This is a genomic window from Xaviernesmea oryzae (assembly GCF_900109605.1).
Taxonomy (GTDB): Bacteria; Pseudomonadota; Alphaproteobacteria; order Rhizobiales; family Rhizobiaceae; genus Xaviernesmea; species Xaviernesmea oryzae.
Genome location: NZ_FOAM01000017.1, coordinates 1 through 15,412 on the forward strand (window position 1 = coordinate 1; position 15,412 = coordinate 15,412).

14 protein-coding genes and 1 tRNA gene are annotated in these 15,412 nt (G+C 61.3%); 13 read left to right on the forward strand and 2 right to left on the reverse strand.

The genetic code is table 11. The features are described from left to right. The first annotated feature begins 16 nt into the window (after nucleotides 1-16). The 9 genes from BMX61_RS18795 to BMX61_RS18835 all read left to right on the forward strand — a co-directional run bounded on the left by BMX61_RS18795 (nucleotide 17) and on the right by BMX61_RS18835 (nucleotide 7,005). Nucleotides 17-93: transfer RNA gene (locus BMX61_RS18795), tRNA-Met, on the forward strand. Between the two features lie 200 nt (nucleotides 94-293). Continuing rightward, a complete protein-coding gene (locus BMX61_RS18800) occupies nucleotides 294-527 on the forward strand; it encodes a DUF6429 family protein (RefSeq protein ID WP_075628805.1) in 234 nt (77 codons plus the stop codon). A 231-nt stretch (nucleotides 528-758) separates the two neighbouring features. Further along, nucleotides 759-1,118, forward strand: a complete 360-nt coding sequence (locus BMX61_RS18805) for a LysR family transcriptional regulator (protein ID WP_075628786.1) — start codon at nucleotides 759-761, stop codon at nucleotides 1,116-1,118. 89 nt (nucleotides 1,119-1,207) lie between these two features. Next, nucleotides 1,208-2,149 (forward strand): LysR family transcriptional regulator, encoded by a 942-nt coding sequence (locus BMX61_RS18810; RefSeq protein WP_075628785.1) that lies wholly within the window; start codon nucleotides 1,208-1,210, stop codon nucleotides 2,147-2,149. 122 nt (nucleotides 2,150-2,271) lie between these two features. Then, nucleotides 2,272-3,216, forward strand: coding sequence for a TauD/TfdA family dioxygenase (locus BMX61_RS18815; protein WP_075628784.1), 945 nt, complete (start codon nucleotides 2,272-2,274; stop codon nucleotides 3,214-3,216). Continuing rightward, nucleotides 3,216-4,688, forward strand: coding sequence for an AMP-binding protein (locus BMX61_RS18820; RefSeq protein ID WP_075628783.1), 1,473 nt, complete (start codon nucleotides 3,216-3,218; stop codon nucleotides 4,686-4,688). Before BMX61_RS18815 ends, BMX61_RS18820 begins: the two co-directional genes overlap by 1 nt. A 10-nt stretch (nucleotides 4,689-4,698) precedes the next feature. Then, complete coding sequence (locus tag BMX61_RS18825; protein ID WP_075628782.1) at nucleotides 4,699-5,355, forward strand: thermostable hemolysin; 657 nt, start codon at nucleotides 4,699-4,701, stop codon at nucleotides 5,353-5,355. Next, on the forward strand, nucleotides 5,339-6,553 hold the full coding sequence (locus tag BMX61_RS18830) for a multidrug effflux MFS transporter (RefSeq protein WP_210186293.1): 1,215 nt from the start codon (nucleotides 5,339-5,341) through the stop codon (nucleotides 6,551-6,553). Before BMX61_RS18825 ends, BMX61_RS18830 begins: the two co-directional genes overlap by 17 nt. Continuing rightward, nucleotides 6,550-7,005 (forward strand): hypothetical protein, encoded by a 456-nt coding sequence (locus BMX61_RS18835; protein ID WP_075628781.1) that lies wholly within the window; start codon nucleotides 6,550-6,552, stop codon nucleotides 7,003-7,005. Before BMX61_RS18830 ends, BMX61_RS18835 begins: the two co-directional genes overlap by 4 nt. A 57-nt stretch (nucleotides 7,006-7,062) precedes the next feature. Here BMX61_RS18835 and BMX61_RS18840 read toward each other — a convergent pair whose 3' ends face one another. After that, nucleotides 7,063-7,752, reverse strand: a complete 690-nt coding sequence (locus BMX61_RS18840) for a GntR family transcriptional regulator (protein ID WP_170854977.1) — start codon at nucleotides 7,750-7,752, stop codon at nucleotides 7,063-7,065. A gap of 72 nt (nucleotides 7,753-7,824) precedes the next feature. Then, nucleotides 7,825-9,159, reverse strand: a complete 1,335-nt coding sequence (locus tag BMX61_RS18845; protein WP_075628779.1) for an MFS transporter — start codon at nucleotides 9,157-9,159, stop codon at nucleotides 7,825-7,827. 232 nt (nucleotides 9,160-9,391) lie between these two features. Between BMX61_RS18845 and BMX61_RS18850 the strand changes: the two genes are divergently transcribed. The 4 genes from BMX61_RS18850 to BMX61_RS18865 all read left to right on the forward strand — a co-directional run bounded on the left by BMX61_RS18850 (nucleotide 9,392) and on the right by BMX61_RS18865 (nucleotide 15,336). Continuing rightward, complete coding sequence (locus tag BMX61_RS18850) at nucleotides 9,392-10,486, forward strand: CapA family protein (RefSeq protein ID WP_075628778.1); 1,095 nt, start codon at nucleotides 9,392-9,394, stop codon at nucleotides 10,484-10,486. Between the two features lie 173 nt (nucleotides 10,487-10,659). After that, complete coding sequence (locus BMX61_RS18855) at nucleotides 10,660-11,631, forward strand: hypothetical protein (protein WP_075628777.1); 972 nt, start codon at nucleotides 10,660-10,662, stop codon at nucleotides 11,629-11,631. A gap of 154 nt (nucleotides 11,632-11,785) precedes the next feature. Beyond that, nucleotides 11,786-12,982 carry a DUF932 domain-containing protein gene (locus BMX61_RS18860; protein ID WP_075628776.1) on the forward strand — a complete coding sequence of 399 codons (1,197 nt, stop codon included), beginning with the start codon at nucleotides 11,786-11,788 and terminating at the stop codon, nucleotides 12,980-12,982. A gap of 179 nt (nucleotides 12,983-13,161) precedes the next feature. After that, nucleotides 13,162-15,336 carry a ParB/RepB/Spo0J family partition protein gene (locus BMX61_RS18865; RefSeq protein WP_075628775.1) on the forward strand — a complete coding sequence of 725 codons (2,175 nt, stop codon included), beginning with the start codon at nucleotides 13,162-13,164 and terminating at the stop codon, nucleotides 15,334-15,336. The last annotated feature ends 76 nt before the right edge of the window (nucleotides 15,337-15,412 follow it).

Below are 15,412 nucleotides of genomic sequence, written 5' to 3' on the forward strand. Positions count from 1 at the left end.
CGCAAAAACGCGATAACGCGGGGTGGAGCAGCCCGGTAGCTCGTCAGGCTCATAACCTGAAGGCCGCAGGTTCAAATCCTGCCCCCGCAACCAAATCAAAGCCCGCTCGGCCAACGGCTTAGCGGGCTTTTCGCTGTCCGGAGTCCACCCTCTCCGAACGGCCGTGGAAGCGTCGTGGAAGCGCCAGACAGCAAGCTATGGCGTAGTAGGCTTGGCGGGAACGTTCGATTTTTTCTCGTGAGGTGTGATATGAATGACACATCGATCGACGTTTGACGGAGCGTGAGGCGATCATGGAGATCGACGAAGACAGGATCGACGACGCCGTCCTAGCACTTCTCAATTTGACACTCGACCGTGACGGACGGGCCTGGAAGGGCTTCCAATGGGAGGCGATGAACCGGCTCCACACCAAGGGGATGATTGGCAACCCCGTCGGGAAATCCAAATCCGTCGTGCTGACCGACGAAGGTATCGAGCGTTCGGAGAAACTGTTCCGGGAGATGTTCGCCAGGTCGAGCCGGTAGACCGCGGGGCGTCCCCTCCGGGCCGGACTGCCGGCTGACCCTGGAGCGCTGTGGCCGGGTTTCCACCCCACGGGGAGGCATCCCTGACACAGCAGAGGAAGGGGGTCGTGGGATCGCCTGCCAAGGGTAGAGGATCGTGGCGGAGGACGCCCGGCTTTGGCTAATGAAGCCCTTTACCCCAGACGTTTGCCACCTCATGATCAACGCCCCCCAATTGGAGAGCAATGTTGCATGATCGAAACTCGGCGCCTCCGCTATTTGGTCACCGCTGCCCGCTCCGGCAGCTTTCGTGCCACAGCTAAGCTCTTTGATGTCAACCCTTCCTCCGTCAGCCGGCAAATCCGCCAGCTCGAATACGAACTTGGCGTTGCATTGTTCATCCGCCATTCCAGTGGCGTTGCCCCGACCTTGGCTGGCCATCGCATGGCGGAAACGGCTCGAAAATTTATGGAGCAGTTCGTAATGTCCAGCGAGGGTTATAGGGTTAAAAATATCCACACTGAACCACAAGCTCAGTCGACGGCGAATTACGGCGATTCAGCCCGTGATTACCCCGGTCATTCGTTTCTCTATCCGGTGCACTGCGCATAGTTATAGATCGCTAGTCCAAGCTCATTTTTCCTTCTATCTCTTTGCTGGAGACAGAAAAATGTTGTGGTGCTCATGAGGCCGATTGACAGATGGCTGCCCTGATCAGAAACGCGCTGAGGCAGATCGATGTCCAGGATATGCTGGTGTTCGTGACGATACTGTCATGCGAAAGCGCGCGCGAGACCGCGGACGTACTCGGGCTCAGTCCATCCACGATCTCCTACAGCCTGAAGCGCCTACGCGAGTGCTTCGATGACGAACTGTTCCTCGTCAGAAAGGGGGCGATGTCTCCAACGCCCAAAGCGGAGGCTATTGCGCCTTACGTGCAGGCGGCCATCGACTCCATCAACCGCTGTGCGGCACCTGAAGATGCTCTTCTCGCCGAGATGCGCCGACGCACGTTCCGTACACAGGCACCCGAATATTACGAACTTCTGCTGCTGCCGCGCATCGTCGAGACCGTCGCGGCGCCATTTGGTGTGACCCTGGAGACGGAGCGCTTGGGCGCAGAGCTTCCCGTCGAGCGTCTTCTCGCCGGCAAACTCGACCTGGCCTTCGGTTTCGGCCCCGGCTATCATCGCATCCATCCAGAACTGGAATGGCGATCAGTCCTCGATGAAGACTTCGTGTGCTTAACCTCTGTTTCGTCGTTGCGAGGCAAGAAAATCTCGCTGGACGAGTTTTTGACGCATCCTCACGTTCACCCGACGCCTTGGGATGCGACGACGAATATGGTCGATGGATGGCTCGACACCATCGGGCGGCAACGTCGCATTATCGCGCGAGCAAACACCTATCAGGCCTGCCTGAATATCATCGAGAAAACACCACTTCTGTTTTCCCTGCCGCGCCGCCTTTTCCCCCTTCTGAAAATCCCGGAGTCGGCGCATGTGTTCGAGCCGCCCATGGGTTTCCCAACGTTCACATTGGATGTAATCTGGTCCAAACGGCGGGCCGACGAAAGCCGATGGCTTCGTGAACAGTTAGCCCGTGTCATAGACAGCATGCTTGCTTTCCCGGCCCCTACCTGAATAGCGTTGAATTCACTCCCTATTTCGGCACATTCGAAATTTTCATTTCAGCATTTCAGACTTTGAAATCGACTCGCCCATTTCGTCGCTAGGACTCCTAGCTGACAGAAATGGGAGGTTATATGCTGGATATTGTTTCCGACGCTGCGCCAACGACATCGTTTGCCCTGTCTTACAGTCGCCTGCCGGTACCGAACCATGGCTTCGACCTGATCGAAGCTATCGAGCCCGATGCGAAGCTCATCCACCTCCTCGACACGCATTCGCTCTATGACGATCTCGCCCATAGCGGCGCCCTGATCTTCCGAGGCTTCGCCGACACGCTGGAAGATTTCAGCGAGTTGGTGACGCGCCACTCCGCCCGCGTCACTTTCGACCCTGCCCGCAAGACCGCGACGCGAACGACAGCCGAGATCAACGCCGGCCGCTACGCGATGGGTCTACATCGCGAGAACGGCAATCTCCCGTTCAATCCGGATCTTCAGTGGTTCTTCTGCCTTAAGCCTGCCAATTCGGGCTCACAAACCACCATGTGCGATGGCTCGCGCATTCTGTTCGAGATGTCGAGTGCGACGCGACGCGCATTCGAGAGCCGAAACATCCGATATGCGCGGCGCCTTCCGTGGACAAATGTGCGCCGCTTCCTGAGTGTCGAACTCGGGGTACCAGAGGACGTCATCGACGACTCGCATCTGCAGCACGTCAACGATCACGTCGAAGGGCAGACCTATCGCCGGATTGACGACCATCTGATCGCCAGCGAGTTCGTGACGAGCGCGATTACGACCAGCGTCTTTTCCGGCCGCAAGGCCTTCTGCAATTCGTTGCTCGGCCCGAGCATCAACTATGAGCCTCCGCGTATCACATGGGCCGACGGCGAGGAGATCGAATTCCGCATCTGGGATGAAGTTCGCGATCTGACCGAACGCTATACCTACGACATCGATTGGCAGACCGGCGACGTCGTCATCATCGACAATAGTAGGGTGATGCACGGACGCCGCCACCTTGATGATCCGTCGCGCCGCATCTTCGGCGCGCAGAGCTATCGCAAAGGAGCGCTGTGATGATCAGCGGCCTCGTTGCACAGCGACTTCGCGAAACGCCCGACCATCTCTTCATCCGCGAAATGGGCGGCGAGAGCTACACGGTCGCAACCTTACGCGCCGATGTCGATCGGATCGCCGAGGGGCTGAAGCGAACATTCGAAAACTGCGATCGTCTCGTGATCGGCGTTGCCATGCGCTCCAGCTACCATTGGGTGGCGACCATGTTCGCCATCATGGAGGTACGCGCCGTCCTTCTGCCGGTGCCAATCGAGTTCTCAGACGATCAGATCGGCAGTCTGCTCAACAAGGCCGCCGCGGTCTTCGTAGGTGACACCGTAACAGCCAATCGAATCGAGCATATCCTGCCGGGTACACTCTGCCTCACTGCGGACTCCCCTGTTGGTCCGCCACAGGACACGGCCAATCGCGAGCGGATCGAACCAGGCATCTTGGCCATCATTCACACGTCCGGCACGACCTCCAAGCCGAAGGGCGTCAAGATCAGAGATGAGGCCGTGAAGATCCTCGTCGATCACGTCCTGGAGCGGCTACCGCATCGGCCACTGAACTACCTCTCCATCGTGCCGATGAGCCTGCTCATCGAACAGGTGCTCGGCATCTTCCTCCCTCTTACCACGAATGGCTCGCTAACCCTGATGCCGAAAGGCGTTCCCGAATATGGCGCGCAAAGCGGCAATGCAGCGCGTTATCTCGACCTTGTGAAAGCGGTCCATCCAGACTTCCTTTACTTACCGCCCAAGCTCCTTGAGGAAGCGGACGCGAAGCTTGATAAGACCGGCGTGGTCGAAGTATTCGGGCTCCCCGCGCCGCATATCATCACCGGGGGCGCGAAAGTGCCCATCGCTATTCTCGAGTCTCTCGACCGAAAAGGTCTCCCGATCTACGAGGCCTACGGCCTCAGCGAAAACAGTTCCATCATTTCGCTTAACGGACCAGACTGCCGGCGCGTGGGATCGGCCGGCCCGCTGCTTAATGGCATCGAGCCGCGCTTCGTGGACGGCGAATTGCTCGTCCGGACGCCGACCCTTTGTGCCGGTTATTACAACGCCGACGATACCGCGTGCGATCTATCGGACGGCTATCTGCATACCGGTGATATCGCCGAGATCCGCGATGGCTTCCTGTTCATCACGGGTCGCAAGAAGCACGTCATCATTCTCTCCACGGCCCGCAACATTTCACCGGAATGGGTCGAGACGATCTACAAGGACAGCCCGCTAATCGACGACATGATCGTCGTTGGAGAAGGGCAGCCCGAACCCGCAGCCGTTGTCCTTTCGACTGCGTCCGAAGCGGCGGTGCGGGCCGAGATGGAGAGCCGGCACGCCAAGCTTGCCGATTTTGCGCGTGTCACCCGCATCCATGTCGAGCCAGACATCGCCGATTTCCGGGAGCGCTACTACACAGTCACCGGGCGCCCCCGTCGTAGCCTGATCGCCGATGCGTTCGCTGACCGGCTCTACGCGTGAGGAGAAAGTCATGCCTATCGTTCGCTCCTATCATGACGGCCAGCCCGAATATGCCGTCATTCAGCAAAGCGTTGCGGCGCATTTCTTCCAGCATCATAAGGCACGTCCTCAACCACGCCCCGACGAGTTCTGGAGCCTGCTCGGCCCCAGCCGCTCGCTGCCGGGTCTGGCTTCGTTGGGGCTGTGCTGGGGCGACCGCGGTCCATTATTTTCGGAGCACTATTTGCCTGGACGCCGCATCTGCGGGCACCAGGATCGGTCTGCACTGGTGGAGATTGGCCAAGTCGCGTCATTCGAACCAGGTTCGGGCTCTCGCCTGCTTGACCTGACCATATCCGAACTCGCGCAACGCAACCTGCGTCACGTGCTTATGACGGCCACAGCCCATATTCGATCGATCGTGAACGCGCTGGGCATTCCTGCCACGGAACTCGGCGTCGCGGAGTTGCGACACTGCCGCGATGCCCATCTCGATTGGGGAACCTATTACCAGAACGACCCTAGGGTCATTCTTCTCGATCTGCAGCCGCTCGCACAAGCTCTTAGGACCGATGCTGACCGCCGGCGCATGGCCCTCGACCGCAGCTTCGGCCCGCCTCACGGTGCCGGTATCCTCAGCCACCCGATCAATCCACCTCCTGGAGTTTCTCATGTCGTCGCGGCCTGACGCCATTTTCATGCAGCCAGCAAAAAGAAGCGCTCGCTACGAGAGCTTCCTGATTTTCCTGGCTCCGCTCATCAACAGCGTCGCCGGCATCGCGATAGACCTCTATGCGCCGAGCCTGCCCGCCATTGGTCGGGAATTCAGCGTCTCCGCTGAAATGATGCAGAACACGATCAGCATCACGCTGATCTCCTACGCGGTCGGCCAGATCTTTTTTGGGTTCATGGCGGACGCGAGGGGGCGTCGTCCCTCGATCATATTCGGGCTTTCGGTGTTTGTCGCGGGAAGCTTACTGGCTGTCGTTGCGACATCAATCGAAACATTGATGTTCGCGCGCGCCCTCCAAGGTTTTGCCATCGGCGCGTGCCAAGTCGTTGCTCGAGCGGTCCTGGTGGACACCGTAAAGGGCGACCGATTCCATGTAGCGATCATCTATCTCAGCGTCGCCTTCGGCCTCGGACCGGTAATCGCTCCGTTCATTGGTGGCCATATCGAAGAGAACCTTGGCTGGCGCTGGAACTTCGCCCTCTATGCCGTTTATGGCGTTGCCGTGCTGGCCACCGCGTTCTTCGGCCTACGCGAGACGCTCGCTTCGACGGCACGGCGATCGATCGGAACGACGCTGAAGGGTTATCTGTCGATCATCGTGCATCCACGTTTCTTGGCGGCGGTTACGCTGCTATCGGCGAGCTTCACGACCTTCCTGATCTGGAATGTCATCGGTCCATATATCTTGCAGGATCGACTTGGTCATGGACCGGCTTTTTTCGGAACCACGGCATTGATGGTCGGTGTCGCCTATCTTGGAGCGACCCTTGTCAATCGCGCTCTCGTGTCGACTTTCGATAACCAGACACGCCTTATCGGTGGCTTGGCGCTCTTCGCAATCGGGACCATTGTAACAGCGCTAGGCGGCGCGTCGATTCAACTTCCCTTTGTTCTGAGCGGAACGATCATTGTCGCCTGCGCTCAGGGCTTCATCTTCTCCAACTCCATGTCAGTGTCGATGTCGCTCTTCCCGGATCGGGCCGGTGCCGCCGCAAGCCTGCAAGGATGCCTCATGCTAGTCGGAGGCTCGATCGCGACTGTGATCATCAACTCACTCCCTATCACGTCGAGCTTGTCGATCTCGACGATCTTCGCGGCCTTGATGATTGTCGCTTTTGTCGGATACGCTGGCATCCGGAGGACCGGATCGTGAAGCGCGTTCTGAAGGGAGTATTGCCCATCCTTCAAGCGGGCCTTGGGGCATTCTGGTTGTACAGTGGCGTCACGAAGGTCTGGAGCGGTTTCGACGCCCGTCCTTTCCTTCAGGCGACGATCGAAAAGGCCCAAGCGCAGTCGCCCGCTGTTCTCCCCTTCATGGGACGGATCGTGTCCGAGATCGCTCTCCCGGCGGAGCCGTTCATCAATATCGCGATCCCGTGGCTCGAGATCGTTGTGGCTCTGGGTTTCCTCGTCAGCGTCGTCGATCAACGGATTCGGCGACCCACCCTCGCGCTCGCGGGTTTTCTTTCCGTCCTGTTCCTCGCTTGCGGTGCCGGCGGCTGGAATCCGTTCCTGCTAGGTGTGGTTCTCGCTCTCGCCCTCGCCGAGAGGACGCAGACACCAAAGCAGGCAGCAGCGACGCCACCGACGCTAGCCGGCACCTGATGAAATCGTCCATCAATTTCAACTCGTGATGCAAAAACGCCGATTGCCTTTATAAGATCAGGTCAGAGTCAGATGATCCAGCCGCGCGTCACGCCGCAGCATCCTATCGATGACGCGATCGCGCGACTGCTTGACGTGCTGGATCACCGCCTGACGTGCCGCTCCTCCATTACGGCGCGCCAATGCGGCAATGATTTCATCGTGATCGTGCGACAAATCCTTGTCGTCCTGTTCGTTGATACCTGCGAACAGCAGTCGCTGCACTTCATCGAACGTCTGCTTCGTCGCCTTTAGGAGCCTCCCATTATCCGCAATCGTTGCAATCAGTTCGTGAAAGCTCTGGTTGGCCTGCATGAACGGCCGATAACTCGCCGGTTTTGCGACGATAAGAACGGTCGCGGACAATCGTCGCATCTCCGCAATATGCTCGTCGGAAATGCGAGGGGCGGCAAGCTCCGCCGCCGCTCCCTCTATAACCAGTCTCATTTGCATGAGTTCGTGGAAGTCGCGAAGGGTGAGGTCGGCTACGGTATAGCCACGCCGGGGGATGACTTTTACCAAGCCGTCCTGCCGCAAGCGTGTCAGCGCTTCCTTTAAGGGTGAGGTGCTTACGCCGTAACGCTGGATAAGATCAGCTTCGTTGAATACCTGACCCGACGCCAGTTCGCCCAAAACGATCGCCGTCCGCAAATCCTCGTAGACGCGCTCGCCAAGTGGGACTTTCGGCGGTGTTTTGGTCTTGTTCATGGCTGCGTTTCGGTCCCTGCGTTCTGTTTCGGTTCGATGCCGATGAATCTCGCTCGTGGTCATCGTTTCCTATCATGGAGAACCCGAACCGAAGAACCGTCGAATGACAGTGGCAAGCGCGAGCGCGGCGAGCAACGCGATGCTGGCGACCGCCAAAAGACCTTCGGTCACGTCACCGGTATAAGTTTTCAGCATTCCCAATCCGTACGGTGCCAGAAACCCTCCAAGATTTCCGATCGAGTTTATGATCGCGATTCCGGCAGCAGCAGCAGTTCCGGCAAAGAGACGATTGGGGATCTGCCAGAACACCGGGATCGCACCATAGGCACCGGCAAGCGCGAGCGCGAACGCCGTGATGGTGAGCGAACCGGTGGCATCCACGGAAAAGGCGACGACGACGAAAGCAGTAGCCGCAACCAGGAGTGATGCGTTGCAAAGTTGCAGCGGTCGCCCGGTCTTATCTGCTGCGAAGCCGTTGAAGATCATAGCGAACGATCCCAACAGCGAGGCACCCGAAACGATCCAGCCGATCGTCACGACATCGGCCACGCCGGCATCGCGCACGATCGTTGGCCCCCAGAAGGCGACCGTTGCGTTGGCGACGATGATGCCGAAGTAGATCGCTGTCAGCACCCAAAGACGAGGATCGCGAAGAAGCGCTTGCAGATCGTACTCACGCGGACCGAGCCCCTCCTGATCACGCGTAAGATCCGCGGCAACCGTCGCGCGCTCGGCCGGTGTGAGCCAATGCGCATCCTCCAGCCGATCCGTCAGATAGAAAAGCGCGAAGACACCGATCAGCATCGTCGGGACGCCCTCGACGATGAACAGCCACTGCCAACCCGCCAAACCATGGAGGTCGTGGAACCCACTCATGACGGTGCCGGCCATCGGTCCACCGATGACGCCGGACAGGGCGACCGAGGACATGAAAATGCCGAAGACCTTCGCCCGCCGATCGCTCGGAAACCAATGGGTCAAATAAAGAATCACCCCTGGGAAGAAGCCGGCTTCAAAAGCCCCAAGAAGGAACCGCAGTCCGTAGAAAATGATCGGCGTGGTCACCTGGGACATGAGAATACACACGAGGCCCCATCCGATAGCGATGCGCGCAATCGTGCGACGTGCGCCGATCTTCTGAAGCAGCAAGTTGCTCGGCACCTCGAAGATCAGGTAGCCGATATAGAAAATGCCGGCTCCGAGCCCATAGACCGCCTCGCTGAATCGAAGCTCGTCCATCATCTGCAGCTTGGCAAAACTGACATTGACCCTGTCGATCCAGGCAAGCACCCACAGGACCATGAGAATCGGGACGATCCTGACGACGATCTTTCGGTAGATCGCGTTGAGTTCGTGCGGTGCGACGGCGGTCTGCGCCGTTGCACTCGATAAGCTGAAGATATTCATTTCCCCTCGCATCAGCGATTTCAACGATACAGGCGGTGGCCGACGCGCAATTGATCAGCGAGGCGGTGATATTAAAACATCAAAAAAATATCATAATGTCAAATTGAGCATCGCGGCCTATGCTCATAGCTTGCCGTAAAATGAGATTCATGATGGAAATCGCGAATATTCGGCACGATCTCCGCTGGAACCCGTCGTGCCGTGATGTTTCAATCTTATACGGAAGAGGTCTATGGCAACGCATTATCTCTTGAGCGGCGTAGGCGACATCGTCATCCGCCATCGTCTGTTCGACAAGAACACGCCGCTACACGCGGCCTACCAGCGAACGCTGGAATACCTGCGTACGGCTGCGATGGTTTGGGGATCGTGCGAAGTTCAATTCTCGCATCGCGGATATCGGACCGACGCTCCCATCGCCTATCTCGTTGATCCCGCCATTGCCGAGGATCTCGGCCGCGCGGGGTTCGACGTCATGACCGTCGCCACCAATCACACCAAAGATTTCGGCGCAGACGCTTTCCTTGATACTCTTGATCACCTTCGCGGCGCTGGCATCGCCACCGTCGGGGGCGGTCCGACCATAAGGGAGGCGGTTGCGCCCCTCGTGCGTGACGTGGGAGGACGCCGGCTCGGCATCCTCGCCGCCTCCTGCCTACTTCCGCCTGACTATGCCGCCACCGACCATCGTCCCGGCATCGCTCCGATTCGCATCAAGCAATGGCCGGAGATCGATCCAATCCTTCTTGCGACCGAACCAGGGGCACCGCTTCCGATGCGAAGCAGCGTCGATCCTGACGACCTGGAGCGATTGTGCGCGAGCGTGCGTGACCTGCGAACCGAGGTCGATATCCTCATCGTCAGCGTCCATTGGGGATTTGGGCGGGGAAACCCGCTGGCGGAGTATCAGCGACCGCTCGGCCGTGCCTTGATTGATGCCGGAGCTGACTTGGTGCTGGGCAATCACCCTCACAGTCCTGCCGGAATCGAGACCTATAGGGGCCGTCCAATCCTCTATAGCCTCGGCAATCACATCGCGCAGCAGGACTGGGAAAACGCCACGCCCGTCCAGCAGCAGATTTTCTCGCAGATCGATCCGTGGTCATTAGTGTGTCGCGTTGTGGCCGGCGATGCCGGCATCGAGGAGATCGAGTTTCGCGTGACCGAATGCGATGCCGCCGGCCTTCCCAACCTCGTCGATGAAGTCGCGGTCGCCGATCCGGTTCTCAGGCGGTTCCGGGCCTTGTCCAAAGCCATGGGAACGGAGGTTGCGATATCCGCGGCAACGGCAGTTGCACGATTCAATGCTCGTCCCACGGCTGGCTGAGGCGCAGACCTGCCAAATTCGAAGACCTGGGCTGGACAGCCCTTCGGGGACCAGGCCTCCACCTACGCGGGCAGGCATTCCTGACGCAGAAGAGGAAGAGGGACCGCGGGATCGCCCGCGACGGGTGACAGGCTGGAGGAGAGGCCTCCGGCGCCCCGTCGCGGAGATCCGCGATGTCCCTCCTACCATACCGCGCCGTTGTCGGCGCCGAGGCCGCACGACCGTTCCTGTCGGCCCCGGACGAACACGGCATCCGCCTGCGCGTGCTCTCACTCGGTGCCGGTGTTCAGTCCACTACGCTCGCCTTGATGGCGGCACATGGCGAGGTCAGGCCGATGCCGGATTGTGCCATCTTCGCCGAGACTGGCTGGGAGCCGAAGGCCGTCTACGAGCATCTCGACTGGCTGCGCTCCCCCAACGTCCTGCCGTTCCCGATCCACATCGTCTCCGCCGGCAACATCCGTGACGATCTCGTCGCTGGTGCCCAAGGTGCGCGATGGGCGTCAATTCCAGCCTTCACCCGCACCGTCACGCCTGCCGGGACCGAACTCCCCGTCTACGACGAAGACGAGGACGGCGAGCTGTCGGTCGTCGGGACACGGATCGTTGTGACTGAGCGCGTCGGCGTCGGCATGATCCGCCGCCAATGCACCAGCGACTACAAGATCGTACCGATCCGGCGGAAGGTGCGCGAACTGCTCGGTATTGCCGGAAAGCGCTCGCCGAAGGTCGCCGTCGCTGAACAATGGGTGGGCATCTCGTTTGACGAGGCGATCCGGATGAAGCCGTCCTTCGAGGACTGGCAGGTCAACCGCTGGCCGCTGATCGAGCGAGGCATGAGCCGGCAGGACTGCTTGCGCTGGCTGGAGCGGCACGATTATCCGACTCCGCCGAAAAGCGCCTGCATCGGCTGCCCATTCCATTCCGACGCAGTCTGGCGCCGGATGCGGGATTCTGATCCCGAGGCTTGGGCCGATGCCGTCGATCTGGACCGGACGATCCGCACCGGCTTTCGTGGTCTACGGGGAGAGGTTTACCTTCACCGCTCGGCAGTGCCGCTCGATCAAGCCGACCTGTCCATCGATGCCGATCACGGCCAACTCGATCTCTGGCCGAACGAATGCGAGGGGTTGTGTGGCGTCTGAACTTTACATGGAAGGCACTCCCTCTCCGCCGCCGCTTCGTCCGTCGACAGCGACCGGCCGGCCGCCACCCGTGAAAGTGAGAGGGCTGCGCCGGTTTCCGTGACGGGTTAAGAGCCATGGAGAGTGTCCGCGGCGCCCGTCGTGGAGATGCCCCATGACTGGAATTCAGGTTCTCGATGCCCGCCGCGATCGATCTGGCGGCTACAAGGTGGATGTGTCACGCGGCCAGCGGATCGGCCGCGTGTCGTCCGAATGGTTCTCGCGACCGGCGGACGAGCGTTTCCTGTCGCTCGATGGGCTGCGCGCCGCCGTCCAGGCCCGGTCCGATCGCAGCCGCACCCGCGTCGTGGAGAGCGCGCTCATCCATGTCGAGGCGCGTCGCGACGATCCCGAGCGGCTGTCGCTGATCCTGCCCGGCGCCGAAGCACCGGTCACGCCCACGCATTGGAGCTTCGGACAGCTCGCCGGTCTCGTCGGCGCGCCGGCTGCATACCTTCGCCAGCTTCCCGCGCCGATCGCCGCGATCAACCTCCAGCACGGTCTGCTCCACCATAGAGCTGAGCAGGTGAAGACGCTGGAGATCGCCGGCGGTCGCACCGAACTGCGCGCCATCACCGGTCCGGATTACGGCCGCATCTACGACTATGAGCTGGTCGAGGCGGTGCAGCGCATCGCCGGCAACGGCACGGGCGACACCCGGTGGAAGGTCCCGGGCGTGCTCGACTGGTCGACCGGCATCTACAACCCGCGCGTCGACGTCAGCCAGGATACGACGACGCTCTACGCCTCCGACCGGGACATCTTCGTCTTCCTGGTCGACGATCTGAATCCGATTGAGGCGGGACGGCTACCGGACGGCTCGCCGGACCTGTTCTTCCGCGGCTTCTATGCCTGGAATTCGGAGGTCGGGGCGAAAACGCTCGGCATTGCAAGCTTCTACCTCCGCGCAGTTTGCCAGAATCGCAATCTCTGGGGCGTCGAGCACTTCGAGGAGATCACCATCCGGCACTCCAAGTATGCCGCCAATCGCTTCGCGGCCGAAGCCGCTCCGGCGCTGACCGCCTTCGCCGACTCATCCTCGTCCGCCTTCATCGCGGGCATCAAGGCCGCGCGCGAGCGGATCGTCGCCCGTACCGCCGAGGAGCGCACCGAGTTCCTGCGCCGACGTGGTTTCTCCAAGGCCGAGACCGGCAAGGTCATCGAGACGGTGCTGGCCGAGGAAGGCCATCCGCCGGAGAGTATCTTCGACTTCGTGCAGGGCATCACGGCGGTTGCGCGCGACAAGCCGCATCAGGACGCCCGCCTCGACATGGAGGGGCAGGCCAAGAAGCTGCTCGATCGGGTGGCCTAAAGATCGTGCAGCCGGAGATGCTGCATTCCGTATCTCCGGCTTCATGCGTCCGTGCTTTTCCGGTTCCCCGGTTTTCCGGCTCTGCGGCGCCGCTCTCTCAGAGTGAGGGGGTGGCGCTTCGCTTCGTGACGGGTTTCGGGTCGAGAGTGGTTCTCGGCGCCCGTCGCGGAGTACGGAACATGGCGACAGCCGTTCAGAAGATCACGCTCGCGTCCGCGCGCGACATTCCCTTCAACAAGCTGGTGCTGAGCCAGGCCAACGTCCGGCGCGTGAAGGCCGGCGTCTCGATCGAGGATCTCGCCGCGTCCATCGCCCGGCGCGGCCTCATTCAGTCCCTACACGTGCGAGCCGTGCTCGACAGCGGGGGCCAGGAGACCGGCATGTTCGAGGTGCCGGCCGGCGGACGGCGTTACCGCGCGCTGGAGCTGCTGGTGAAGGGCAAGCGCCTCAATAAGACCGCGCCGGTGCCCTGCGTCGTCAGCGATGCGGCCAGCGGCATCCTCATCGAGGAGATCTCGCTGGCGGAAAACGAGGAGCGCGCACCCCTCCACCCGCTCGACCAGTATCGCGCGTTTCAGGCCATGCGCGACAAGGGCATGACCGAAGAGGCCATCGCGGCCGCCTTCTTCGTTGGCGTCAATGTGGTGAAGCAGCGGCTGCGACTCGCTTCCGTCGCCCCGAGCCTGCTCGACGTCTATGCCGAGGACGGCATGACGCTTGAAATGCTGATGGCCTTCACGGTCAATCCGGACCATCAGCGGCAGGAGCAGGTGTGGGAGGCGATCCGCGCGTCATGGCAGAAGGAGCCGTGGCAGATCCGGCGGATGCTGACCGAAAAGGCGGTCCGCGCGTCCGACAAGCGGGCACAGTTCGTCGGCGTCACCGCCTATGAGGACGCCGGCGGCGTGGTGCTGCGCGACCTGTTCCAGTCCGACGACGGTGGTTGGCTGCAGGACGTCGGCCTGCTCGACCGACTGGTGTCGGAGAAGCTGAAGTCGGTGGCCGACGAGATTGCCGGTGAGGGCTGGAAGTGGGTCGAGGCGGCCGTCAGCTTTCCCTACGGCGTCGAACACGGCTTGCGCGAACTTGTGGGTCATCAAGCCGCGCTGAGCGACGAGGAGCAGGCGACGGTGGATGCGCTGAACGCCGAGCTGGAGCGACTCGAAGCGGACTATGCCGAGGCCGACGAATTGCCCGACGAGGTGGACGAGCGGCTCGGCGAGATCGAGACGGCGCTGGCTGTCTTCGACGAGCGCCCGGTCCAATACGATCCGGCCGAGATCGCTCGTGCGGGCGTGTTCGTTTCGATCGGCGCCGACGGCTCGCTGGTGGTCAACCGCGGCTATGTCCGGCCCGAGGACGAGGCGCCGGTCCCGCCGGAACTGGAGGATGATGCGGTCGCAACCGTAGCAGATAGCGAGGAGCGGGAACGCGAAGCGTTTGCCGCTCCGGCGGGTCAGCGCGCTGTCGTCACCATCGGCGGCAAGTCGGTTGCACAGGCCGAGCCCGAGGAGGAAGACGGCATCCGACCGCTGCCGGACCGGCTCCTGACCGAACTGACGGCACACCGCACGCTGGCGCTGCGCGACGCGTTGGCGAACCATCCGCACGTCGCCATGACCGCGCTGCTTTACAAGCTGGTCAACGACATCTTCCGCCACGTCTCGGCCACCGGCGCGCTCGAAGCGAGCGTGCGGGAAGTCCATCTGCTGGCACAGGCGGACGATCTGAAGGACAGCGTCTCGGCTCGCTCGGTCGAGGAGCGGCACGAAGCCTGGAAGGCCGACCTGCCTGAGGACGATGACGCGCTCTGGGACTGGCTCGCCGCCCTCGACGAGACGAGCCGCATGGCGCTGCTGGCGCATTGCGTCAGCTACGGCGTCAATGCCCTTTACCAGAAGCCGAATCCGTACAGCGGCCACGGCGTCAGCGAGCATGGGCTGAAGGTGCGCCTTGCCCAGGCCGACCGACTGGCGCGGGCGACTGGGCTCGACATGGTGGCGACGGGCTGGCGACCGACGGTTGGCAACTATCTCGGCGCCGTCACCAAGGCCCGGATCCTCGAAGCGGTGCGTGAGGGCGCAGGAGAACGGGCCGCGCAGCTCATCGACCATCTGAAGAAGGGCGACATGGCGCGGGAAGCTGAACGCCTGCTTGCCGACAGCGGCTGGTTGCCCGAGCCGCTGCGTGGATCTGGCCCCATTGACGACGAGGTGCAGGCAGACGCCGCCGACCTCGAGACAGAGGCCGATATCCTGCCTGCCTTCCTCGCCGGCGACGATGAGCAAGGCGTCACGGGTGACTCGAACGCTGAGGATGCGGACGACCTCGCCCACGCGCTTGCCGCCGAATGATCCGGACCGGGGCGGCTTCGGTCGCCTTGGCCTCTCTTCATCCTTCCTTTCATTCGCGCCTGGCATCCGGATGGAT